This window comes from Streptomyces sp. HUAS 15-9 (genome assembly GCF_025642155.1).
In the GTDB taxonomy this organism is placed as follows: domain Bacteria; phylum Actinomycetota; class Actinomycetes; order Streptomycetales; family Streptomycetaceae; genus Streptomyces.
The window spans coordinates 8,335,164-8,359,450 of sequence record NZ_CP106798.1; the positions used below are offsets into that span (position 1 = coordinate 8,335,164).

Consider the following 24,287-nt stretch of genomic DNA (forward strand, 5'->3'; position numbering starts at 1 on the left):
ATGAACGGCCACGCCGGTCACATCAATGTCGGTCAGCGCGTCGAGATATTCGGTGAGATCGACAGTGCAACCTTCGAGTCGGCGCTCAGGCAGGTCGTTATACAGGCCATCGGTCCAGTTCCCGACTGGAACTTCCAGGCCGTCGACCTGACTGGCGAGAGCGACCCGCGCGGGGTCGCCGAGATGCTGATGCAGGTAGAACTTCAGCAGGTCAAGAACCCAGCCGGCGACCGGCTCTACTCATTCGGTCTCTTCAGGATCTCCCCGGAATGCCATATCTGGTTTCACTGCTACAACCCGCAGCTGCTGAACGACTTGCTGGACAACTCTGGCTCTGACTCGGACTCAGGCTCTGGCTGCTCGCTGATCGCGCGCCGAGTCGCGGAGATCTATACGGACCTGCTTCGCGGGGAGCCGGCCTTCCATGGGGCCTCCGAGCCCTATGCACATGATCCGCGGCCCGGTGCCTCCGTCCTGCGCGAGACCGGCCTCGTACCGCCCGAAACGGTGGCGACCCTTCGTACGGCGACACCCCACGGTGAGACACGCTGGTCCAGCCTCATCGTCGCGGCGGTCGCGTCCTTCATGGCGATCCGGTCGTCCGGCGAACAAGCGGACGTCGGCCCGCATGTGAACATCACGCCGATCGATGAGGAACTCCGCTTCGGGGAGCACGGCAGCATCGTGGACCACCTGCCGGTTCGGCAGGTCGCGGAGTTCGCTGTGCGCGTGAGCGACTGGTCGGTCGAGACCGGTGTACGGGTCACCGTGGACGTCAACCCCGACCGCTACGACGCCGACTGGGCCCGCGCGGCCCACAGCTACATCGTGGGCTACCTGGAACAGGTCGCCGCCAACCCACGGCTCCACCTCAATGAGAATGCCACGGCGCGGTCGGTGCCGGTGGGTTCGGTGTTGGACCTTGTCGCGGCGCGGGTTGGGGTTGCGCCGGATGTGGTTGCGGTGCGGTGCGGGGCTGAGGTGGTCTCGTATGGGGAGTTGGAGGTTCGGGCGAATCGGTTGGCTCGGTATTTGATCGGGTTGGGGGTTGGTCCGGAGTCGCGGGTTGGTCTGTGTCTGCCGCGTGGTGTCGACATGGTGGTCGGCGAGTTGGCGGTGTGGAAGGCGGGCGGTGCGTTCGTGCCGCTGGATCGGGAGTATCCGGCGGATCGGTTGGCGTTCATGGTTGCCGACAGTGGGACAGCCGTGGTGCTCAGCACATCCGACGCGCTGGATGGGCTCGAGTTGGGCGCGGAGCATGTGCTGCTGCTCGATGAGGCGGCGGGTGGGATAGCCGCGGAGTCCGGGGCATCGCTGGGGTCGTCGCCGGAGCTCGACCAGCTGGCGTATGTCATCTATACGTCCGGGTCGACGGGGCGCCCGAAGGGTGTTGCGGTTGCGCACCGCGGCGTGGTGAATCTGGCGGAGGCGATGCGGCCGGTGCTGGGTGTGGATGTGGGTGTCACCGCGTTGCAGTTCGCGTCGTTCAGTTTCGATGCCGCGGTGCTGGATGTAGTGGTCACCCTGGCTGCGGGCGGGACGTTGGCGATTGCCGGGAGTGAGGAGCGTACTGATCCTGCGGTGTTGGCGGAGATGATCCGTGCTGCGGGTGTGAGCGTGGCGAGTGTGGTGCCGTCGCTGCTCGGGGTGTTGGACCCGGCGTCGGTGCCCGGAGTGTCCAACTGGGTTCTGGGAGCCGAGCGGTTGAGTGCCGACCTGGCCGCGCGGTGGGGGGCACAGGCTCGGGTGTGGAACACCTATGGGCCGACCGAGGCCACCGTCATCGCCACCGCCACCACCACTCCGCTCGGTGAGAGCACCACCTCGCAGGACGCACCACCCGCCATTGGCCGACCGCTACCCAACACCCAGGTGTATGTGCTGGATGCATTCCTGCGGCCGACACCGGTTGGTGTCGTGGGCGAGGTGTACATCGCGGGCTCCGGCCTGGCTCGGGGCTATGTGGGACGTGCGGATCTGACCGCGGAGCGGTTCGTGGCCTGCCCGTTCGTGCCGGGGCAGCGGATGTACCGCTCCGGCGACCTGGCCCGTTGGTCGGCAGATGGAGAGCTGCACTTCGCGGGTCGCGCGGACGAGCAGGTGAAGATCCGCGGCTTCCGTATCGAACTGGGTGAGATCGAGACCGTGTTGGCCTCCCATGCCGATGTCGGACAGGCCGCCGTAGTGGTCCGTGAGGACCAGCAGAGCGAGAAGAGGCTGATCGCCTACGTCGTCCCTGCCGGTGATGCACTCGACAGCACTGTGGTGCGGGAGGTCGCGGCCGAGCGTTTGCCTGAGTACATGGTTCCGTCCGCGGTGGTGGTGTTGGAGGCGCTGCCGTTGACGGTCAACGGCAAGCTCGACCGTGCCGCCCTGCCCGCGCCGGAGGTGTCCGGCCGCAGTGAGGGCCGTGCACCGGCGACGCGCGACGAGGAGCTGTTCTGCCGACTGTTCGCCGAGGTGTTGGGCCTGGAGCGGGTAGGCGTTGAGGAGAGTTTCTTCGAGCTGGGCGGCGATTCGATCCAGTCGATGCTGTTGGTCTCCAGTGCCCGGCGGGCAGGCGTGGCGATCAGCACTCGCGAGGTGTTCGAGCTGCGCACCCCGGCCGCGGTGGCCGCGGTGGCCGTTCCTTCGACCGACCGCGCCTCGGCCGGCGAGGCGGTGTCCGGCACGGGCGAGGTGCCCCTGACGCCGGTGATGCACGAGCTGCTGGCGCGGGTGGCCCCGGAGGATCTGGGCGAGGTGTACCAGTCGGCGCTGGTGTCAGTGCCGACCGGTCTGGATCTGGCAGCGCTGGTGGATGCGGTACAGGCGCTGGTGGATCGGCATGAGGCTTTGCGGGCGCGGCTGGAGACCGGGCCCTGGCGGCTGGTGGTGCCCGAGGCGGGCACGGTGAAGGTCGACTCGTGGGTCCGGCGGGTCGACGCGAGTGGCTTGGACGACACCGGGCGGACGCGTCTGATCGAGGAGCAGGCGCAGGCGGCTGTCGCGCGGCTCGACCCTCTTGCCGGGGTGATGGTGCAGGCGGTGTGGTTCGACGCCGGAACTGACGCCGGTGGCCGGCTGCTGCTGGTGGTCGCTCACCTTGTGGTGGATGGCGTCTCGTGGCGTGTCCTGCTACCGGATCTGGCTGAGGCCTATGCGGCATTGGCCGGTGGCGGTCAGCCTGAGTTGGGGTCGGTGCCGATCTCTTTCCGGCACTGGGCGGGGGAGCTGTCGGCCCAGGCTCACGCCGAGGAGCGGGTGGCGGAACTTCAGGCGTGGACAGAGCTGGTGCAGGGCGGCGATTCGCTGCTGACGGACCGGCCGCTGAACGAGGAGCTGAACCGGGGCGCCGAAGTCCGGCGGGTGAGGGTCACTGTGCCGGCGGGGGTCACGTCGGCGTTGCTGACCGGTGTGCCCGTGGCCTTCCATGCGGGGGTCGACGATGTGCTGCTTGCGGGTCTGGCGGGGGCCCTGGGTGAGCGGCTCGGTGGTGGCCGGGCCTCTGAGGGCGGGGTTCTCGTCGATGTTGAGGGCCATGGCCGGGAGCCGTTGTCCGCAGGGATGGATCTGTCGCGGACGGTGGGCTGGTTCACCAGTGTGCATCCGGTGCGGGTGGATGCCGCGGGTGTGGATCTGGCCGATGTCGTGGCGGGTGGTACGGCTGCGGGTGTCCTGCTGAAGAGGGTCAAGGAGCAGGTGCGTTCCATCCCCGGTGACGGACTGGGCTACGGCCTGCTCCGCCACCTCAACCCGGAGACCACCTCGGAGCTGGCTGCACTGCCGTCCGCGCAGGTCGGCTTCAACTACCTCGGCCGATTCGCCGCTCGTGAGGAGGAATGGCAGCTGGCTGAGGACGGGCTGGGCGAGGGGATCGCCGCCCAGGCGCCGGTGATGCATGCCTTGGAGGCGGAGGCGCTGGTTCAGGACCGTTCTGGTGGTCCGGTGTTGGTGTTGAGTGTGGCGTGGCCGGGTCGGTTGTTGGGTGAGGCGGAGGCGTGGGGGTTGGTGGAGGGCTGGGCGGCGATGCTGTCCGGTCTGGCCGCGCATGCCGTTGATCCGGTGGCTGGTGGGTTCACTCCTTCTGATTTTGCGCTGGTGGCGTTGGAGCAGGCGCGGGTGGAGGAGTTGGAGGCGGCGTGTCCGGGGCTGGTGGATGTGCTGCCGGTGGCGCCGTTGCAGGAGGGTCTGCTCTTTCATGCCCTGTATGACGAGCAGGGCAGGGATGTGTATGTCGAGCAGATGCTGCTGGACTTGGAGGGGCCGCTGGACGGGGCGGTGTTGCGGGGGTCGTGGCAGGCGCTGATCGACCGGCATCCGAGTCTGCGTGCGGGTTTCCGGCAGCTGGCCGGGGTGGCTGAGCCGGTGCAGGTGGTCGTGGAACGGGTCCAGCTGCCATGGAGGGATGAGGACCTGTCCGGGCTCGGGGTGGAGCAGGCCGGGGTGGCGTTGGAGGGGCTGGAGGTTGCGGAGCGGGCGCGGCGCTTCGATCTGGGGCAGCCGCCGTTGCTGCGGGTGCTGCTGGTCAAGCTGGGCGAACAGCGCCACCGCATGGTCGTGACGCTGCACCACATCGTGCTGGACGGGTGGTCCCTGCCGATCCTGATGCGTGAGCTGTGGGCGTGTTACGGCGCTGAGGGGAGCGGAGCCGGTCTGCCGCCGGTGCCGGACTACCGGCAGTACCTGGCGTGGCTGGCGCGGCAGGACAAGCCCGCCGCACGTGACGCCTGGCAGCAGGCCCTCGTCGGTGCCGAGGAGCCGACGCTGGTGGCGCCGCACGAACCCGAAGCGGCGGGGGACACCGGCCAGGTGGTCATCACACCGGACGAGGAGCTGACCGGTGCCCTCGAAGCGACGGCTCGCCGGCATGACCTCACACAGAACACCTTGGTGCAGGGCGCCTGGGCGATTGTCGTGGGCAAGCTGACGTCCCGCCGCGACGTGGTCTTCGGTGCCACAGTGGCTGGTCGGCCCGCCGAACTGCCGGGCATGGAGGACATGCTCGGCCTCTTCATCAATACCGTTCCGGTACGGGTGCGACTGGACCCGGCGCGGACCATCGCCGACATGCTGGGCGAACTGCAGGCGCAGCAGTCCGCGCTGTTGGACCACCAGCACTTGAGCCTGAGCGAGATCCAGCGAATCGCCGGGCCAGGCGCGAGTTTCGACACCCTCATGGCCTTCGAGAACTACCGCGCCGGCCAGAACACCCCTCCCGAGCCATTGCGGCTTTCCAAGACCGGCGTGCGGGAGTCGACCAACTACCCGCTGACCCTGGGCGTGGAGCCGATCGGCGGGCTGAGGCTCCGTCTCGACTATCGCAAGGACATCTTCGACACCAACGCCGCTCAGACCCTGGCCGGCCGGCTGTTGCGAGTGCTGGAGCAGGTTGCTGCCAACCCGCTTCTCGGGCTCAGCGAGATTGATGTGCTGGGTGTGGCGGAGCGGTCTGTGGTGGTGGGGGAGTGGAATGCCACGGCGCGGTCGGTGCCGGTGGGTTCGGTGTTGGACCTTGTCGCGGCGCGGGTTGGGGTTGCGCCGGATGTGGTTGCGGTGCGGTGCGGGGCTGAGGTGGTCTCGTATGGGGAGTTGGAGGTTCGGGCGAATCGGTTGGCTCGGTATTTGATCGGGTTGGGGGTTGGTCCGGAGTCGCGGGTTGGTCTGTGTCTGCCGCGTGGTGTCGACATGGTGGTCGGCGAGTTGGCGGTGTGGAAGGCGGGCGGTGCGTTCGTGCCGCTGGATCGGGAGTATCCGGCGGATCGGTTGGCGTTCATGGTTGCCGACAGTGGGGCAGCCGTGGTGCTCAGCACGTCCGAGGCACTGGAAGGGCTGACGCTGGAGGCCCTGCATGTGGTGCTGCTGGACGAGGCCGCGGAGGCCATCGCCGAGGAGTCGGCAGAAGCCCTGAATGTCTCTCTGACGGATGAGCAGCTGGCGTATGTCATCTATACGTCCGGGTCGACGGGGCGCCCGAAGGGTGTTGCGGTTGCGCACCGCGGCCTGGTGAATCTGGCGGAGGCGATGCGGCCGGTGCTGGGTGTGGATGTGGGTGTCACCGCGTTGCAGTTCGCGTCGTTCAGTTTCGATGCCGCGGTGCTGGATGTAGTGGTCACCCTGGCTGCGGGCGGGACGTTGGCGATTGCCGGGAGTGAGGAGCGTACTGATCCTGCGGTGTTGGCGGAGATGATCCGTGCTGCGGGTGTGAGCGTGGCGAGTGTGGTGCCGTCGCTGCTCGGGGTGTTGGACCCGGCGTCGGTGCCCGGAGTGTCCAACTGGGTTCTGGGAGCCGAGCGGTTGAGTGCCGACCTGGCCGCGCGGTGGGGGGCACAGGCTCGGGTGTGGAACACCTATGGGCCGACCGAGGCCACCGTCATCGCCACCGCCACCACCACTCCGCTCGGTGAGAGCACCACCTCGCAGGACGCACCACCCTCCATCGGCCGCCCCCTCGCCAACACCCGGATGTACGTGTTGGACGACTTCCTCCAGCCCGCGCCCATCGGCACCGTGGGCGAGGTCTATATCGCCGGGTTGGGGTTGGCCCGGGGCTACGTAGGCCGTCCGGGGCAGACGGCGGAGCGGTTCGTGGCCTGCCCGTTCGTGCCGGGGCAGCGGATGTACCGCTCCGGCGACCTGGCCCGTTGGTCGGCAGATGGAGAGCTGCACTTCGCGGGTCGCGCGGACGAGCAGGTGAAGATCCGTGGCTTCCGCATCGAACTGGGCGAGATCACCTCAGTCATCGCCGGGCACGAGCGGGTCGGTCAGGCGGCGGTTGTAGTGCACGAGGACCAACTGGGCGAGAAGCGGCTGATCGCCTATGTGGTGCCGGCCGACAGCGGCGAACTCGATGTCGCGGAGCTCAGGGCGTACGCGGCTGACTGTCTGCCTGAGTACATGGTTCCGTCCGCGGTGGTGGTGTTGGAGGCGCTGCCGTTGACGGTCAACGGCAAGCTCGACCGTGCCGCCCTGCCCGCGCCGGAGGTGTCCGGCCGTGGCGAGGGCCGTGCCCCGGCCACAGCGCTCGAGGAGCTGTTGTGCGGCCTGTTCGCCGAGGTGCTGGGCCTGGAACGGGTTGGTGTCGACGACAGCTTCTTCGAGCTGGGCGGCGATTCGATTCTGTCGATGCTGTTGGTCTCCAGCGCGCGGCGGGCGGGTGTGGTGATCACGTCTCGGCAGGTGTTCGAGCGGCGCACTCCCGAGGGGCTTGCGGCTGTCGTCGGCGTGGCGGAGGAGCTCGTACCGAGCCGTGCTGTGCCCGGTGTCGGCGAGATACCGGTGACCCCGGTGATGCACGAAGTTCTCGACCGAGTCGGGGCAGAGCAGGTGAGAGAGGTCGTTCAGTCGGCTCTGGTGACGGCCCCGGCGGGAACGGACTTTGCTGTTCTCACAGGTGCGTTGAGTGCTGTGGTGGATCGGCATGAGATTTTGCGGGCGCGGCTGGAGGCCGGGCCTTGGCGGCTGGTGGTGCCGGGGACGGACACTCTCGCGGTCGATGCGTGGGTCCGGCGGGTGCATGCGGTGGGGCTCGACGAGGAGGAACTGACCCGGCTGATCGAGGAGCAGGCGCAGGCGGCTGTCGCACGGCTCGACCCTGTTGCCGGGGTGATGGTGCGGGCGGTGTGGTTCGACGCCGGCCCCGAGGCCGTTGGGCGGCTGCTGTTTGTGGTCAACCACCTGGTGATCGACACCGTCTCCTGGCAAGTGCTGCTGCTGGATCTTGCCGAGGCCTATGCGGCTTTGGCCGGTGGCAGTCAGCCTGAATTGGGGTCGGTGCCGATCTCTTTCCGGCACTGGGCGGGGGAGCTGTCGGCCCAGGCTCACGCGGAGGAGCGGGTGGCGGAACTTCCGGCGTGGAGCAGGCTGTTGGAGGGCCGGGAGACAGGGCTGACCGACGAGCCCGTGGACCCGGCCCGGGACCTTGACTCCACCGTCCGGCGGGTGAGGGTCACCGTGCCGGCGGGGGTCACGTCGGCGTTGCTGACCGGTGTGCCTGTGGCCTTCCATGCGGGGGTCGACGATGTGCTGCTTGCCGGTCTGGCGGGAGCCCTGGGTGAGCGGCTAGGCCGCGGTCGGGGACTTGAGGGCGGTGTCCTGATCGACGTTGAGGGCCATGGCCGCAAGGCTTTGGTCGAGGGGATGGATCTGTCGCGGACGGTGGGCTGGTTCACCAGTGTGCATCCGGTGCGGGTGGATGCCGCGGGTGTGGATCTGGCCGATGTGCTGGCGGGTGGTTCGGCTGCGGGTTCGCTGCTGAAGCGGGTCAAGGAGCAGGTGCGTTCCATCCCTGGTGACGGACTGGGCTACGGCCTGCTCCGCCACCTCAACCCGGACACGGCTGACGTCTTGGCCGAGCTTCCCTCGGCCCAGATCGGCTTCAACTACCTGGGCCGCGTCGCCGCCATGCGAGCCGCTCAGGGACTGGACCGGGACTGGACACCGGTCCATGACAGTGAGCCCGGCGAGGGCGTGAGCGGAGAGTTCCCCGTACTCCATGCCTTGGAGGCGGAGGCGCTGGTTCAGGACCGTTCTGGTGGTCCGGTGTTGGTGTTGAGTGTGGCGTGGCCGGGTCGGTTGTTGGGTGAGGCGGAGGCGTGGGGGTTGGTGGAGGGCTGGGCGGCGATGCTGTCCGGTCTGGCCGCGCATGCCGTTGATGGGTCTGCTGGTGGGTTCACTCCTTCTGATTTTGCGCTGGTGGCGTTGGAGCAGGCGCGGGTGGAGGAGTTGGAGGCGGCGTGTCCGGGGCTGGTGGATGTGCTGCCGGTGGCGCCGTTGCAGGAGGGTCTGCTCTTTCATGCCCTGTATGACGAGCAGGGCAGGGATGTGTATGTCGAGCAGATGCTGCTGGACTTGGAGGGGCCGCTGGACGGGGCGGTGTTGCGGGGGTCGTGGCAGGCGCTGATCGACCGGCATCCGAGTCTGCGTGCGGGTTTCCGGCAGCTGGCCGGGGTGGCTGAGCCGGTGCAGGTGGTCGTGGAACGGGTCCAGCTGCCATGGAGGGATGAGGACCTGTCCGGGCTCGGGGTGGAGCAGGCCGGGGTGGCGTTGGAGGGGCTGGAGGTTGCGGAGCGGGCGCGGCGCTTCGATCTGGGGCAGCCGCCGTTGCTGCGGGTGCTGCTGGTCAGGCTGGGCGAACAGCGCCACCGCATGGTCGTGACGCTGCACCACATCGTGCTGGACGGGTGGTCCCTGCCGATCCTGATGCGTGAGCTGTGGGCGTGTTACGGCGCTGAGGGGAGCGGAGCCGGTCTGCCGCCGGTGCCGGACTACCGGCAGTACCTGGCGTGGCTGGCGCGGCAGGACAAGCCCGCCGCACGTGAGGCCTGGCAGCAGGCCCTGGCCGGCACCGACGAACCCACCCTCATCGCCCCCCACGTGTCGACCAACACCCCTGTGCTGACCCGCATTCTGACCACCGAGCCGGGTGAGCGGCTGGCCACGGCCCTGAGGGAGTCGGCTCGCAGGCACGGCGTCACCGTGAACACCGTGCTGCAAGCGGCCTGGGCGGTGGTGGTCGGCCAACTGGCCCGGCGCCACGACGTGGTCTTCGGCGCAACGGTGGCGGGACGGCCCGCCGAACTGCCGGGCATGCAGGACATGCTCGGGCTGTTCCTCAACACGGTTCCGGTACGGGTGCGACTGGACCCGGCGCGGACCATCGCCGACATGCTGACCGATCTCCAGGCGCAGCAGTCCGTGCTGCTGGATCACCAGCACTTGAGCCTGAGCGAGATCCAGCGAATCGCCGGGCCGGGTGCCACTTTCGACACCCTCATGGCATTCGAGAACTATCCGGGCGATCCGTCGGCCCCTCCCGCCTTGGACGCGGTCACGCTCACCGGTACCGGCCTGCGTGAGTCGACGAACTTCGCCCTGACCCTGGGCGTGAACCCGGATGACCTGACGCTGCGGCTGGACTACCGCCCCGATGCGCTCGACGAGGACACGGTTCGGGCGCTGGCTGAGCGACTGGTGCGCATCCTGGAGCAGATGGCGGACAACCCGCAGGCGCGGTTCGGCGACATCGACGTCCTCGGTGAGGCCGAGCGTGCGCGGGTGGTGGAGGAGTGGAACGACACCACCCGGGCGGTGCCGGCAGGGTCGGTGCTGGCTCGGTTCGAGGACCAGGCGCGGCGGTCACCGACGGCGGTGGCTGTGCGGTGCGGTGAAGAGGCGGTCTCGTACGGGGAGTTGGAGGCTCGGGCGAATCGGCTGGCGCGGTATCTGAGCGGGCTGGGGGCCGGTCCGGAGTCCCGGGTTGGCCTGTGCCTGCCGCGCGGGGTGGACATGGTGGTCGGCGAGTTGGCGGTGTGGAAGGCCGGGGGCGCTTTTGTGCCGCTGGACCCCGAATACCCGGCGGACCGGCTGGCGTTCATGGTCTCCGACAGCGGTGCGGCGGTGGTGCTCAGCACATCCGAGGTGCTGGACGCGCTGTCGCTCGAGGCCGTGCTCCTGGATGAGGTGGCCGACGCGATTGCCATGGAGTCCGGGGAACGGTTGGGGTTGTTGCCGGAGCTCGACCAACTGGCGTACGTGATCTACACCTCGGGTTCCACCGGCCGGCCGAAGGGTGTGGCGGTTGCGCACCGTGGCGTGGCCAACCTGGCGGAGGCGATGCGGCCGGTGCTGGGCGTGGATGAGGGTGTGACGGCGTTGCAGTTCGCGTCGTTCAGCTTTGACGCGGCGGTGCTGGATGTGGCGGTGACGCTTGTCGCGGGTGGCACGCTGGCGATTGCCGGGAGTGAGGAGCGTACTGATCCTGCGGTGCTGGCGGAGATGATCCGTGCGGCGGGTGTGTCGGTGGCGAGTGTGGTGCCGTCGCTGCTCGGGGTGTTGGACCCGGCGTCGGTGCCTGGAGTGTCCAACTGGGTTTTGGGCGCTGAGCGGTTGAGTGCCGACCTGGCTGCGCGGTGGCGGGCGCGGGCGCGGGTGTGGAACACCTACGGTCCTACCGAGGCCACCGTCATCACGACCGCCACTGCCACTCCGCTCGGTGAGGGCATCACGTCGCAGGACGCACCGCCCGCGATCGGCCGCCCGCTCGCCAACTCCCAGGTGTATGTGCTCGATGACCTCCTGCGGCCCCTGCCCATCGGTGCCGTGGGCGAGGTCTACATCGCTGGAGTGGGGCTGGCCCGGGGCTACGTAGGCCGCCCGGGGCAGACCGCGGAGCGGTTTGTGGCCTGCCCGTTCCTGCCCGGTCAGCGGATGTACCGTTCCGGCGACCTGGCCCGTTGGAGTGCGGACGGTCAGCTGCACTTCGCCGGACGCGCCGACGAGCAGGTCAAGATACGCGGCTTCCGTATCGAGCTCGGTGAGATCGAATCGGTGCTGAGTGCGCACGGGAGCGTCGGCCAGGCGGCGGTCATCGTGCGTGAGGAGCAGGGAGGCGACAAGCGGCTGGTCGCGTACGTAGTCCCGGCTGGTGAGCGGGCGTCGGATGGCGCGGAGCTGCGGGAGTTCGTGGCGGCCCGTCTGCCTGAGTACATGGTTCCGTCCGCGGTGGTAGTGCTGGATGCGCTGCCACTGACGGTCAACGGCAAGCTCGACCGCTCGGCCCTGCCCGCGCCTGCCGTGGAGGCCCGGAGTGGCCGTGCCGCTGTCACGCCGGTCGAGGAGCTGTTGTGCGGCCTGTTCGCCGAGGTGCTGGGCCTGGAGCGAGTCGGTGTCGAGGAGAGTTTCTTCGAGCTGGGCGGCGATTCGATTCTGTCGATGCTGCTCGTTTCCAGTGCCCGGCGGGCGGGTGTGGTGATCACGTCTCGGCAGGTGTTCGAGCGGCGCACTCCCGAGGGGCTTGCGGCCGTCGTCGGTGTGGCGGAGGAGCTTGCACCGAGCCGCGTGGAGCCCGGCATCGGTGACGTGCCGCTGACACCGGTGATGCACGAAGTCCTCGACCGGGTCGGGGTCGACCGGATCCGGCAGGTCGTCCAGGCAAGTGTGGTGCGTAGCCCGGCCGAGGTGCGGCTGGCACCGCTTGCCGCAGCGGTCCAGACCCTGGTGGACCACCACGAGGTGTTGCGGGCGCGCCTGGAGATCGTGCCGCGACGCTTGGTGGTGCCGGAGCCGGGCACGGTTGCGGTTGATTCGTGGGTGCGGCGCCTGGACGCGGCGGGCCTGGACGACGAGCAACTGACCCGGCTGGTCGAGGATCAGGCACGGACGGCGGCAGGCCGGCTCGATCCGCAGGCCGGAGTGATGCTGCAGGTGGTGTGGTTCGACGCCGGGCCGGAGGCCGTTGGGCGGCTGCTGCTGGTGGCCGACCACCTGGTGATCGACACCGTCTCCTGGCAGGTGCTGCTCCCGGATCTGGCCGAGGCTTACGCGGCATCGGCGGATGGTCGGGAGGCGGCGCTCGGGTCGGTGCCGATCCCGTTCCGGCACTGGGCGAGGCAGCTGACTGCCCAGGCCCACGCCGACGAACGGGTGGCGGAGCTGGAGGCCTGGACCGAGCTGCTGGAAGGCGCGAGTGCGCTGCTGACCGATGAGCCGATGGATCCTGCCCGGGATGTCGAGGGCACCGTACGGCAGGCCTCGATCACCGTGTCGGCGGAGATCACGTCGGCCCTGCTGACCGGCGTCCCGGCGGCCTTCCATGCCGGGGTCGACGACGTTCTGCTGACCGGGCTGGCCGCGGCGGTGGCGGCGTGGCGCGGTGACCAGGGCATCGAGGGCGGGATCCTGGTGGACGTGGAGGGCCACGGCCGTGAGCCGTTGTCCGCAGGGGTGGAACTGTCCCGGACCGTGGGGTGGTTCACCGCCGTCCACCCCGTGCGACTGGCGCCCGGGACGTTCGAAACGACAGAGGTACGGGCCGGCGGGCCGGCAGCGGGTGCGCTGCTCAAGGCGGTCAAGGAGCAGGTGCGTTCCGTCCCCGGTGATGGACTGGGCTTTGGCCTGCTGCGCCATCTGAACCAAGAGACCGGCGGTGTCCTGGCACAGCTGCCCAAGGCGCAGATCGGCTTCAACTACCTGGGCCGTGTCTCAGGCCGTGATCAGGACTGGCAGCCGATCGGTGGGATCGGCCTGGGCCAGAGCCCCGACAGTTCCGTGCCGGTGATGCACGCCCTGGAAGTGATGGCAGCCGTCCACGAGGGCGGTGACGGTCCGGTGTTGGTGTTGAGTGTGGCGTGGCCGGGTCGGTTGTTGGGTGAGGCGGAGGCGTGGGGGTTGGTGGAGGGCTGGGCGGCGATGCTGTCCGGTCTGGCCGCGCATGCCGTTGATGGGTCTGCTGGTGGGTTTACTCCTTCTGATTTTGCGCTGGTGGCGTTGGAGCAGGCGCGGGTGGAGGAGTTGGAGGCGGCGTGTCCGGGGCTGGTGGATGTGCTGCCGGTGGCGCCGTTGCAGGAGGGTCTGCTCTTTCATGCCCTGTATGACGAGCAGGGCAGGGATGTGTATGTCGAGCAGATGCTGCTGGACTTGGAGGGGCCGCTGGACGGGGCGGTGTTGCGGGGGTCGTGGCAGGCGCTGATCGACCGGCATCCGAGTCTGCGTGCGGGTTTCCGGCAGCTGGCCGGGGTGGCTGAGCCGGTGCAGGTGGTCGTGGAACGGGTCCAGCTGCCATGGAGGGATGAGGACCTGTCCGGGCTCGGGGTGGAGCAGGCCGGGGTGGCGTTGGAGGGGCTGGAGGTTGCGGAGCGGGCGCGGCGCTTCGATCTGGGGCAGCCGCCGTTGCTGCGGGTGCTGCTGGTCAAGCTGGGCGAACAGCGCCACCGGATGGTCGTGACGCTGCACCACATCGTGCTGGACGGGTGGTCCCTGCCGATCCTGATGCGTGAGCTGTGGGCGTGTTACGACGCTGAGGGGAGCGGAGCCGGTCTGCCGCCGGTGCCGGACTACCGGCAGTACCTGGCGTGGCTGGCGCGGCAGGACAAGCCCGCCGCACGTGACGCCTGGCAGCAGGCCCTGGCCGACACCGACGAACCCACCCTCATCGCACCGATCGACCGGGACACGGAAGCCGGTTCCGCTGTCGTCTCGGCCGAGGCGAACGACACGCTGCGCACAGCCCTCGACGAGCTGACTCGAAGGCAGGGCGTCACACTGAACACGGTGGTGCAGGCTGCCTGGGCGCTGGTTATCGGGCAGTTGGCCGGGCGGCACGACGTGGTCTTCGGTGCCACAGTGGCGGGACGACCCGCCGACCTGCCGGGCATGGAGGACATGCTCGGCCTCTTCATCAACACCATTCCGGTACGGGTACGGCTGAACCCGGCGCAGCCTATTGCCGATGCGCTGACCGAACTGCAGTCACAGCAGGCAGCGTTGCTGGACCACCAGCATCTGAGCCTTGCGGAGATCCAGCGGCTGGCCGGTCAGGGCGCGGTGTTCGACACGCTGTTTGCGTTCGAGAACTTCCGTTCTGGGGCCAATGGCCTACAGCCGGTGAGCGAGGACACGGAGAACACCGGGTCCGGAGGTTTGCGCCTTGTCGCGGCCGGGATGCGCGAATCCATGAACTATCCGCTCGGTCTGGTGGTGGATCCGATCGACGGACTGCGGATGGAGCTGACCTACCGCACGGACCTCTTCGACGAGACAGCTGCGCGGGCTCTGATCGACCGCCTGCTGTGGGTGTTGGAGCAGGTGGTGGGGGATCCGTGGGGGTTGGTGGGGCGTGTTGGTGTGTTGGGTGGTGTGGTGCGTGAGCGGGTGTTGGGGGAGTGGAATGCGACGGCGCGGTCGGTGTCGTCGGGTGTGTTGCCGGAGTTGTTTGCGGATCGGGTGGGGTGTTCGCCTGATTCGGTGGCGGTGGTGTCGGGTGGGCGGTCGTTGTCGTATGCCGGGTTGGCGGGTGAGGCGGGGCGGTTTGCTCGGTATCTGATGGGTTTGGGTGTGGGTCCTGAGGTGCGGGTGGGGGTGGTGGTTGAGCGGTCGGTGGAGATGGCGGTGGTGGTGCTTGCGATTTCGCTGGCTGGTGGGGTGTTTGTGCCGGTGGATCCGGCGTATCCGGCGGAGCGGATCTCGTTTGTGTTGGGGGATGCGTGTCCGGTGGTGGTGGTGTGCAGTCGGGCGACGCGGTCGGTGGTGCCGGACCGGCCAGGCGCACGGGTGCTGGTGATCGATGACCCGGCAGTCGCCCGCGACATCGCGGCGTGCGCGCCCGGTCTCGTGTTGCCGGGTGAGCGGCGTGGTGCGCTGACCCCTGCGAATGCGGTGTATGTGATCTATACGTCGGGTTCGACGGGGCGGCCGAAGGGTGTGGTGGTGTCGCATGCGGGGCTGGGGAATCTGGCGCGGGCGCAGATTGACCGGTTCGGGGTGCATGAGCGGGCGCGGGTGTTGCAGTTCGCGTCGTTGAGTTTTGATGCGGCGGTTTCCGAGCTGTTGATGGCGTGGCTGTCCGGGGCCGCCTTGGTGGTGGCACCGGCAGGGGAGCTGCCTCCTCAGGTGCCGTTGGGTGTGGCGTTGGAGCGGTCGGGTGCGACGCATGTGACGGTGCCGCCGAGTGTGCTGGCGGTGGAGGAGGAGTTGCCGGCTGGGGTGGAGACGGTGGTGGTTGCCGGGGAGGCGCTGCCGTTGGGGTTGGTGGAGCGGTGGTCGGTGGGGCGGCGTTTGGTCAATGCGTATGGGCCGACGGAGGTGACGGTCTGTGCGGCGATGAGTGGGGTGTTGGTGCCGGGTGGGCGTGTGGTGCCGATCGGGCGGCCGGTCGACAACGTGCGGGTGTTTGTGCTGGATGGGTTCTTGCAGCCGGTGCCGCCGGGGGTGGCGGGTGAGTTGTATGTGGCGGGGCCGGGGCTGGCGCGTGGGTATGCCGGACGGCCAGGGCTGACGGGGCTGCGGTTTGTGGCGTGTCCGTTCGTTGCCGGGGTGCGGATGTATCGGACCGGGGATGTGGTGCGGTGGACGGATGAGGGGGAGTTGGTGTTCCTCGGCCGGGCCGACACACAGGTCAAGGTCCGCGGGTACCGAATCGAACCCGGCGAAATCGAAGCAGTCCTGTCTGAGCAGGAGGATGTCGCTCACATCGCGGTCGTTGTGCGTGAGGACCGGCCGGGCGACAAGCGGCTCGTCGCATACGTGGTGCCTGCCGCGGACCGTGCCGTGGACGGTGCGACGCTGCGTGAGTACGCGGCCGACATGCTGCCGGAGTACATGGTCCCGTCCGCGGTGGTGGTCCTGGACGCGCTGCCGCTGACGGTCAACGGCAAGGTCGACCGGACCGCACTGCCCGCGCCCGAGGCACCTGGCGGCATGGTGGGCCGGGCGCCGGCCACGCCCGAAGAGGAGCTGTTCTGCGGGCTGTTCGCCGAGGTACTGGGTCTGAATCACATTGCGGCCGACGCCGGCTTCTTCGAGCTGGGCGGCGATTCGATCATGTCGATGCAGTTGGCGTCGCGGGCCCGGCGCGCCGGGTGGGTGGTCACCCCGCGGCAGGTGTTCGAGGAGAAGACCGTCGAACGCCTGGCACTGGTGGCAGAGCCGGTGGACGGCCAGTCCGTCGCCCCGAGCGACGTCGGAATCGGCGAGGTGCCCTGGACGCCGGTGATGCGGACACTCGGCGAGCAGACGGTCATCGGATCCCGCTTCGCACAGTGGACGGTCGTTGGCGCGCCGGCCGCGCTCGACCGTGAGGCACTGGCCATCGCCCTGGGCGCGGTCATCGACACCCACGACATGCTGCGCGCCCGTGTCGAGGACAACGGGACGCGGCTGATGGTCGGTGAGCCGGGAACCGTGACGGCAGCCGAGCTGATCCACCACATGGACGCGACCGACGCGGGGGACGGCGAGCTTGACCGTCTGGCCGAGGAGCAGGCGCAAGCCGCCGTGGCCCGGCTGGATCCCGTGTCTGGCGTGATGGCACAGGTCGTGTGGGTGGATGCGGGGCGGTGCCGCACCGGCCGCCTGGTGCTGGTGGTCCACCACCTGGCAGTGGACGGCGTGTCGTGGCGGATTCTGCTGCCTGACCTGCAAGCCGCGTACGAGGCAGTGATCGCGGGCGGACCACCCGCGCTCGACCCGGTGGGCACGTCCTTCCGCCGCTGGGCGGAGCTGCTGACCACCCAGGCCCGCAGCAACGACCGGCACGCCGAACTCCAAGCCTGGACCGAACTCCTCCAAGGCGACGAACCGCCGCTCGGCGACCGCGCGTTGGATCCGGCCCTGGACACGGTACGAACGCTCAAGCAACGTTCCTGGACGGTGCCGGTAGAGCAGGCGGCGGTCCTGGCCGGCCAGATCCCCACGATGTACCACTGCGGCCTGCACGAAGTCCTGCTCGCGACCCTGGCCGGAGCGGTCACCCACTGGCGGTCCGGTTCGGCCGGCAAGGTGCTGGTCGACATCGAAGGCCACGGCCGTGAGTCGGCGGCCGGAGTGGACCTGTCCCGCACGGTGGGCTGGTTCACCAACGTCCACCCCGTCCGCCTGGACACATCGGCTGGCAACCTTGCTGAGGTCCTGACGGGCGGCCCAGCGGCCGGTGCACTGCTCAAGGCGGTCAAGGAGCAGGCGCGCTCCGTCCCCGGTGACGGACTCGGTTACGGCCTGCTCCGCCACCTCAACCCGGAGACCGCCGAGATCCTCGCCCAACTCCCCACCGCCCAGATCGGCTTCAACTACCTGGGCCGGTTCACCGCGGGCGAGCAGTCCAGCCCCGCCCGCGCCTGGCAGATGGCCGGCGAGACGGCAGTCGGCGGCGCGGCCGATCCGGACGCTCCTGCCACGCACGCCCTCGACGCAGGCGCCGTCGTACGCGACACAGCTGACGGACCGGAGTTGACCCTCACCCTGGACTGGCCGGGCGGACTCCTGGACGAGGCGGCCGCCGAACGCCTCGGCGCGCTGTGGCTGCAGATGCTTCAGGGCCTGGCCGCGCACACCACCCACGCCCCCACCGCGGGCGGCCACACCCCGTCCGACTTCCCCCTCCTCGACCTCTCACAGGACGAAGTCGAGGAGCTCGAGGCCGCGGTCCCGCACCTGGTGGACGTCTGGCCGCTGTCACCGTTGCAGGAGGGCATGCTCTTCCACGCCGCCTTCGACGACGAGGGTCCGGACGTCTATGAGGGTCAGCGGATGCTGGCACTCGACGGACCGCTGGACCCGGCCCGGCTGCGGGCGGCCTGGCAGGCGGTCGTCGACCGGCACCCGATCCTGCGGGCCGCCTTCCGCCGTCGTAGGACCGGCGAGGCAGTCCAGGTCATCGCCCGGCACGTGGAGCTGCCCTGGCGGGAGGCGGATGTCTCCGGCCTGTCGCAAGCCGACGCGCAGGCCGAGATCGAGCGGCTGTCCGCCGACGAACGGGCACAACGCTTCGACCTCACGACCGCACCACTGCTGCGCGTCCTGCTCGTCCGCCTAGGCGCCGACCGGCATCGCCTCGTCCTCTCCAGCCACCACATCCTCATGGATGGCTGGTCGCTGCCGGTCCTGCTCCAAGAGCTGCTGAGGGCGTACGAGACGGGCGGCGACGCTCTGGGACTGCCTGCGCCGACGTCGTACCGCGAGTACCTGGCCTGGCTGGCCCGCCAGGACCAGGAATCGAGCCGCGCCGCGTGGCAGGCCGAGCTGGCCGGAGCCGAAGAGTCGACCCGCGTCGTGCCCGCGGACCTGGTACGGACGCCGGTCATGCCCGAGCCCGTGCTGTTCGAGCTCACCGGTGAACAGACCGGGGCGTTGGAGGAGCTGGCCCGCGGTCGTGGTCTGACCGTGAACACCGTCGTGCAGGGTGCCTGGGCGCTGGTGCTGGCGCGGCTGGCCGGACGGCACGACGTGGTCTTCGGTGCCACCGTGGCCGGACGTCCCGCTGACCTGCCCGGCGCGGAGTCGGCGATCGGGCTGTTCATCAACACCGTTCCCGTGCGGGTGCGGCTCGATGGCGCGCAGTCCGCGGCGGAGCTGCTTGCCGACGTTCAGGCGCGGCAGGTGGCGCTGATGGCGCACCAGCACCTGGGCCTGGCCGAGATCCAGCGGCTCGCCGGGCTCGGCGCGGAGTTCGACACCCTGGTCGTGTACGAGAGCTACCCGCACAGTCCGGCCGCGTCGGACGCCGAAGCTTTGGCCATCAGCCCGGAGGGCAAGGCGGAGGACGCCAGCCACTACCCCCTCACCCTCATCGTCAACCCCGGTGACCGGTTGGGCGGCGAGCTGTCCTATCGGCCGGATGTGTTCGGGCGCGTCGAGGCCGAGGAGATCCTCGCCTCCCTGCTGCGGGTCCTCGACCAGCTGACGGCCGACCCCTCGCTGCCGGTGGGCCGGATCGACGGCCTGAGCGAGGTCGAGCGCTCGCGCATGCTCGATGAGTGGAACGACACCGCGCGTCCGCTGTCCCCCGTATCCCTGCCGGAGCTGTTCACGGCACAGGCACGGCGGACGCCGCACGCGGTCGCGGTCGTCGGCGAGGGCGGCCCGCAGTGGTCGTACGCCGAGCTGAACCGGATCGCCGACCGAGTGGCGTACGGCCTGGCCGAGCGCGGCGTGTCCCGCGGTGACCTGGTCGGCGTGGCGATGGAGCGGTCGGCCGAGCTGGTCGCCGTACTGCTGGGTGTGCTGAAGGCCGGCGCCGGGTTCGTCCCGGTGGAGGCGAACTGGCCCGCGGCGCGTCGGCGTGTGGTGCTGGAGCGCGTTCGGCTGGCCGTCGCCGATCAGGAGCTGACCGACCAACCCGCGGACGTGGTGCGGGTCGGTGCGCTGATGACCGGTGCCGACGACGGAGTCGAGGCCGTCGCCGGGGCCGGACCCGAGGATGTGGCGTACGTGATGTACACGTCCGGGTCGACCGGTGTCCCGAAGGGTGTGGCGGTCACGCACGCGGACGTGGCCGCGCTCGTCCGGGACAGCCGGTTCGTACACGGGCACGAGACCGTGCTGTTCCACTCTCCGCAGACGTTCGACGCGTCGACGTACGAGCTGTGGGTGCCCCTGCTGTCCGGCGGCCGGGTCGTCGTCGCGCCGCCGGGCGTGCCGACGCCGGCGCAACTGCGGGAGTTGATCGGACGGCACGGGGTCTCCGCGCTGTGGCTGACGGCAGCGCTGTTCCACCTCTTCGCGCAGGACGACCCCGGGTGTCTGGCGGGGCTGTGCGAGGTCTGGACCGGCGGTGATGCCGTGCAGGCGGATGCGGTCCACCGGGTGCGGGAGGCGTGCCCGGGCCTGGTGGTCGTGGACGGCTACGGCCCTACCGAGACGACCACGTTCGCGACGTCGTACCGCATCGAGCCGGACGCACCGGCCCCGCTGCAGATGCCCATCGGCCGTCCGCTGGACAACATGCGCGTGTACGTGCTCGACGGTTTCCTGCGGCCCGCACCGGTCGGGGTCGGAGGCGAGCTGTACATCGCGGGGGCGGGCCTCGCGCGCGGCTACGCGGCACGGCCGGGTCTGACCGCCGAGCGGTTCGTGGCCTCCCCGTTCCTGCCGGGTGCGCGGATGTACCGGACCGGAGACGTGGTGCGCTGGACCGGCGTGGGCGAGCTGGAGTTCGTCGGCCGGGCCGACGCGCAGGTGAAGATCCGTGGACATCGGATCGAACCGGGCGAGGTCGAGGCGGTCCTGACCGGACACCCCGGCGTCGGCCAGGTCACGGTCGTGGTGCGCGAGGACCGGCCGGGCGAGAAACGGCTCGTCGCCTATGTCGTCCCGACCGGCGACGGTGGTGCCCGTGCGGTCGAGGGCGCGGCGCTGCGTGACTTCGTGGCGGCCGAACTGCCGGAATACATGGTCCCGGCCGCGGTCGTGGTGCTGGACGCGCTGCCGATCACGCTGAACGGAAAGGTGGACAGGGCCGCGCTACCCGCGCCGGACTTCGTGGGCAAGGCGTCCGGGCGGGCACCGCGGGGCGAGGTCGAGGAGGCCCTTGGCGCACTCTTTGCCGACGTGCTGAGGCTGGAACAGGTGAGCGCCGAGGACTCGTTCTTCGAGCTGGGCGGCGACTCGATCATGTCGATGCAACTGGCGTCCCGGGCCCGGCGCGCCGGGTGGGTGGTCACGGCACGGCAGGTGTTCGAGGAGAAGACCGTCGAGCGGCTGGCGTTGGTGGCGGAGCCGGTGGACGGCCGGGCCGCAGCCCCGGGCGACGTGGGGATCGGCGAGGTGCCCTGGACGCCGGTGATGCGGGCGCTCGGTCTGTCGGCGGTGACCGGCACGCGGTTCGCGCAGTGGACGGTCGTCGGTGCGCCGGCCGACTTGGACCTGCAGGCGCTGGTCACGGCTGTGGGCGCGGTCCTCGATACGCATGACATGCTGCGCGCCCGCGTCGAGGGCTTCGGCGAACGGCGCCTGGCGGTGGGCGAGTCGGGGTCGGTGGATGCGGCTCGGTTGGTCCACCGGGTGGACGCGGCCGATGTGGCGGACGGTGAGCTGGATCGTCTGGTCGAGGAGCAGGCGCAAGCCGCCGTGGCCCGGCTGGATCCCGTATCTGGCGTGATGGCGCAGGTCGTGTGGGCGGACGCCGGGCCGTCCCGCACCGGTCGGCTGGTGCTGGTGGTCCACCACTTGGCCGTCGACGGTGTGTCCTGGCGGATTCTGCTGCCGGATCTGCAGGCCGCGTACGAGGCCGTGATCGCGGGCGGAGCGCCCGTCCTCGATCCGACGGGTACGTCCTTCCGCCGGTGGGCGGAGCTGCTGGCCAACCGGGCCCGGAGCGAAGAGCGCCGTGCCGAGCTGAAGGCGTGGGCTGCCCTGTTGGACGGCGAGGAGCCGTCGCTCGGGAGCAGGGTGCTGGACCCGGCCCGGGACACCATCGAGACGCTACGGCACCGCTCGTGGGTGGTGCCGGTCCAGCAAGCGGCGGTGTTGGCCGGGCGCACGGCAGCGGCGTTCCACTGCGGGCTGCACGAGGTGCTGCTGGCCACCTTGGCCGGTGCTGTCATCGACTGGCGTCCGAACGTTGCCCCCGGGCTGCTGATCGATGTCGAGGGTCACGGTCGAGAGCCGATGGACGGGGACGGGACGGACCTGTCCCGGACGGTGGGCTGGTTCACCGACATCCACCCCGTCCGGCTCGATCCCCACGGGATCGATCTGGCCCAGGCACGCGCGGGCGGCCCGGCGGCGGGTGCGCTGGTCAAGCGAGTGAAGGAGCAGGTGCGTTCCGTGCCCGGTGACGGGCTGGGCTACGGCCTGCTGCGCCATCTCAACCCCGACACGGCCACGACCCTGGCTCAACTCCCATCCCCCCAGATCGGGTTCAACTACCTGGGCCGGTTCGACGCCGGTGAGCAGACGGGGCCGATCGGCGCCTGGCAGTTGGCCGGCGAGACCGCGGTCGGCGGAGCGGCAGACCCGGACACCCCGGTGATGCACGCCCTCGAAGCGAGTGCCGTCGTACGCGATACGGCGCACGGGCCGGAGCTCACCCTCACACTCAACTGGCCGAGCGGACTCCTGGACGACGCGGCGGCCGAGCGGCTGGCTGGACTGTGGCTGGAGCTGCTGGACGGCCTGGCCACACACACCACCGACGCACCCATCGCGGGCGGTTACACCCCCTCCGACTTCCCGCTCGTGGAGTTGACGCAGGAGGGCGTGGACGAACTGGAGTCGGCGATCCCGAACCTGGTGGACGTCTGGCCGCTGTCGCCGCTCCAGGAGGGCATGCTCTTCCACGCCGCGTTCGACATCGACGGCCCGGACGTCTACGAGGGGCAGCGGGCGCTGGCGCTCGAGGGGCCGTTGGACGTGGCCCGGCTGCGGGCGGCCTGGCAGGCGGTCGTCGACCGGCATCCGATCCTGCGGGCCGGCTTTCACCGGGGTGCCTCGGGGGATGCCGTGCAGGCCATATCCCGTGAGGTGGAGCTGCCGTGGCGGGAGGCGGATGTCTCCGGCCTGCTGGAGGAGGACGCGTCGGCCGAGGGCGAGCGGTTGTCCGCCGAGGTCGAGCGGTTGTCCGCCGAAGAGCGGGCACAGCGCTTCGATCTGACGGCGCCACCAATGCTGCGGCTGCTGCTCATCCGCCTCGCCGCCGACCGGCACCTGTTGGTGATGACGACCCATCACATCGTCATCGACGGTTGGTCATTGCCGGTCCTGCTCAATGAACTCTCCACGCTGTACGCGACGGCAGGCGACCCGCGTACGCTGCCCGCGCCCACCTCCTACCGGGAGTACTTGGCGTGGCTGGCCCATCAGGACAAGGAGGGGACGCGAACCGTCTGGCGGGCGGAGCTGGCCGGGACCGAGGAGCCGACCCGTGTCGTGCCCGCGGACCTGGTACGGACGCCGGTCATGCCCGAGCCCGCGCGCATCGAGTTCTCGTACGAACTGACGCAAAAGTTGGAGGAGTTGGCGCGCAGCCGTGGTCTGACCGTGAACACCGTCGTGCAGGGTGCCTGGGCGCTGGTGCTGGCGCGGCTGGCCGGACGGCACGACGTGGTCTTCGGTGTCACCGTGGCCGGACGTCCCGCTGACCTGCCCGGCGCGGAGTCGGCGATCGGGCTGTTCATCAACACCGTTCCCGTGCGGGTGCGGCTCGATGGCGCGCAGTCCGCGGCGGAGCTGCTTGCCGACCTTCAGGCGCGCCAGGTTGCGCTGATGGCGCACCAGCACCTGGGCCTGGCGGAGATCCAACGACTCGTCGGCCCCGGCGCGGATTTCGACACCCTGATCGTCTACGAGAACTACCCGCGCCAAGCCACTGAAGCCGACGAGGACGCGCTGACCATTCGCCCGGCAGGGGCGAGCCGGGACGCGAGTCACTACCCGCTCAGTCTGGTGGTGAACCCCGGCGACGCGCTGGAGGCAGAACTTTCCTATCGCCCGGATGTGTTCGAGCACGGCGAGGCGGAGGAGATCCTGGCCTCCCTGCTGCGGGTGCTTGAGCAACTGGCTGCCGACCCGTCGATCCTGGTGGGGCGGATAGAGGTTCTGAGCGAGGCCGAGCGCACCCGGGTCGTCCGGGAGTGGAATGCCACGGCGCGGCCGGTTCCGGCGGGGTCGGTACTGGAGCTGTTCGTAGCACAGGCGCGGCGATCGCCGACGGCGGTGGCTGTCCGGTGCGGTGAAGAGGTCATCAGGTACGGGGAGTTGGAGGCGCGATCCAACCAGTTGGCGCGCTATCTGATCGGCCTGGGGGTTGGGCCGGAGTCCCGGGTTGGCCTGTGCCTGCCGCGCGGGGCGGACATGGTCGTGGGCGAGTTGGCGGTGTGGAAGGCCGGGGCCGCGTTCGTGCCGCTGGATCCGGAGTACCCCGCCGATCGACTCGCCTACATGGTCACCGACAGCGGGGCCTCGGTCGTGCTCACCACCTCGGCGGACCTGGAGGCCGAGCACGTGGTGCTGCTCGATGAGGCGCCGGAGGCGCTGGCCGCGGAATCGGCGGAGCCGTTGAACACGGTCGTGGATCCGGACCAACTGGCGTACGTGAT

1 protein-coding gene (only partly in view) is annotated in these 24,287 nt (G+C 69.8%); it reads left to right on the forward strand.

The window, feature by feature from the left end:
* Positions 1-24,287 carry the 5' portion of a non-ribosomal peptide synthase/polyketide synthase gene (locus N8I87_RS37955; RefSeq protein ID WP_263215394.1) on the forward strand. Its footprint extends 7,399 nt past the window's final position, so the window shows 24,287 of its 31,686 coding nt (coding positions 1-24,287); the start codon lies at positions 1-3; its stop codon lies off the right edge, out of view.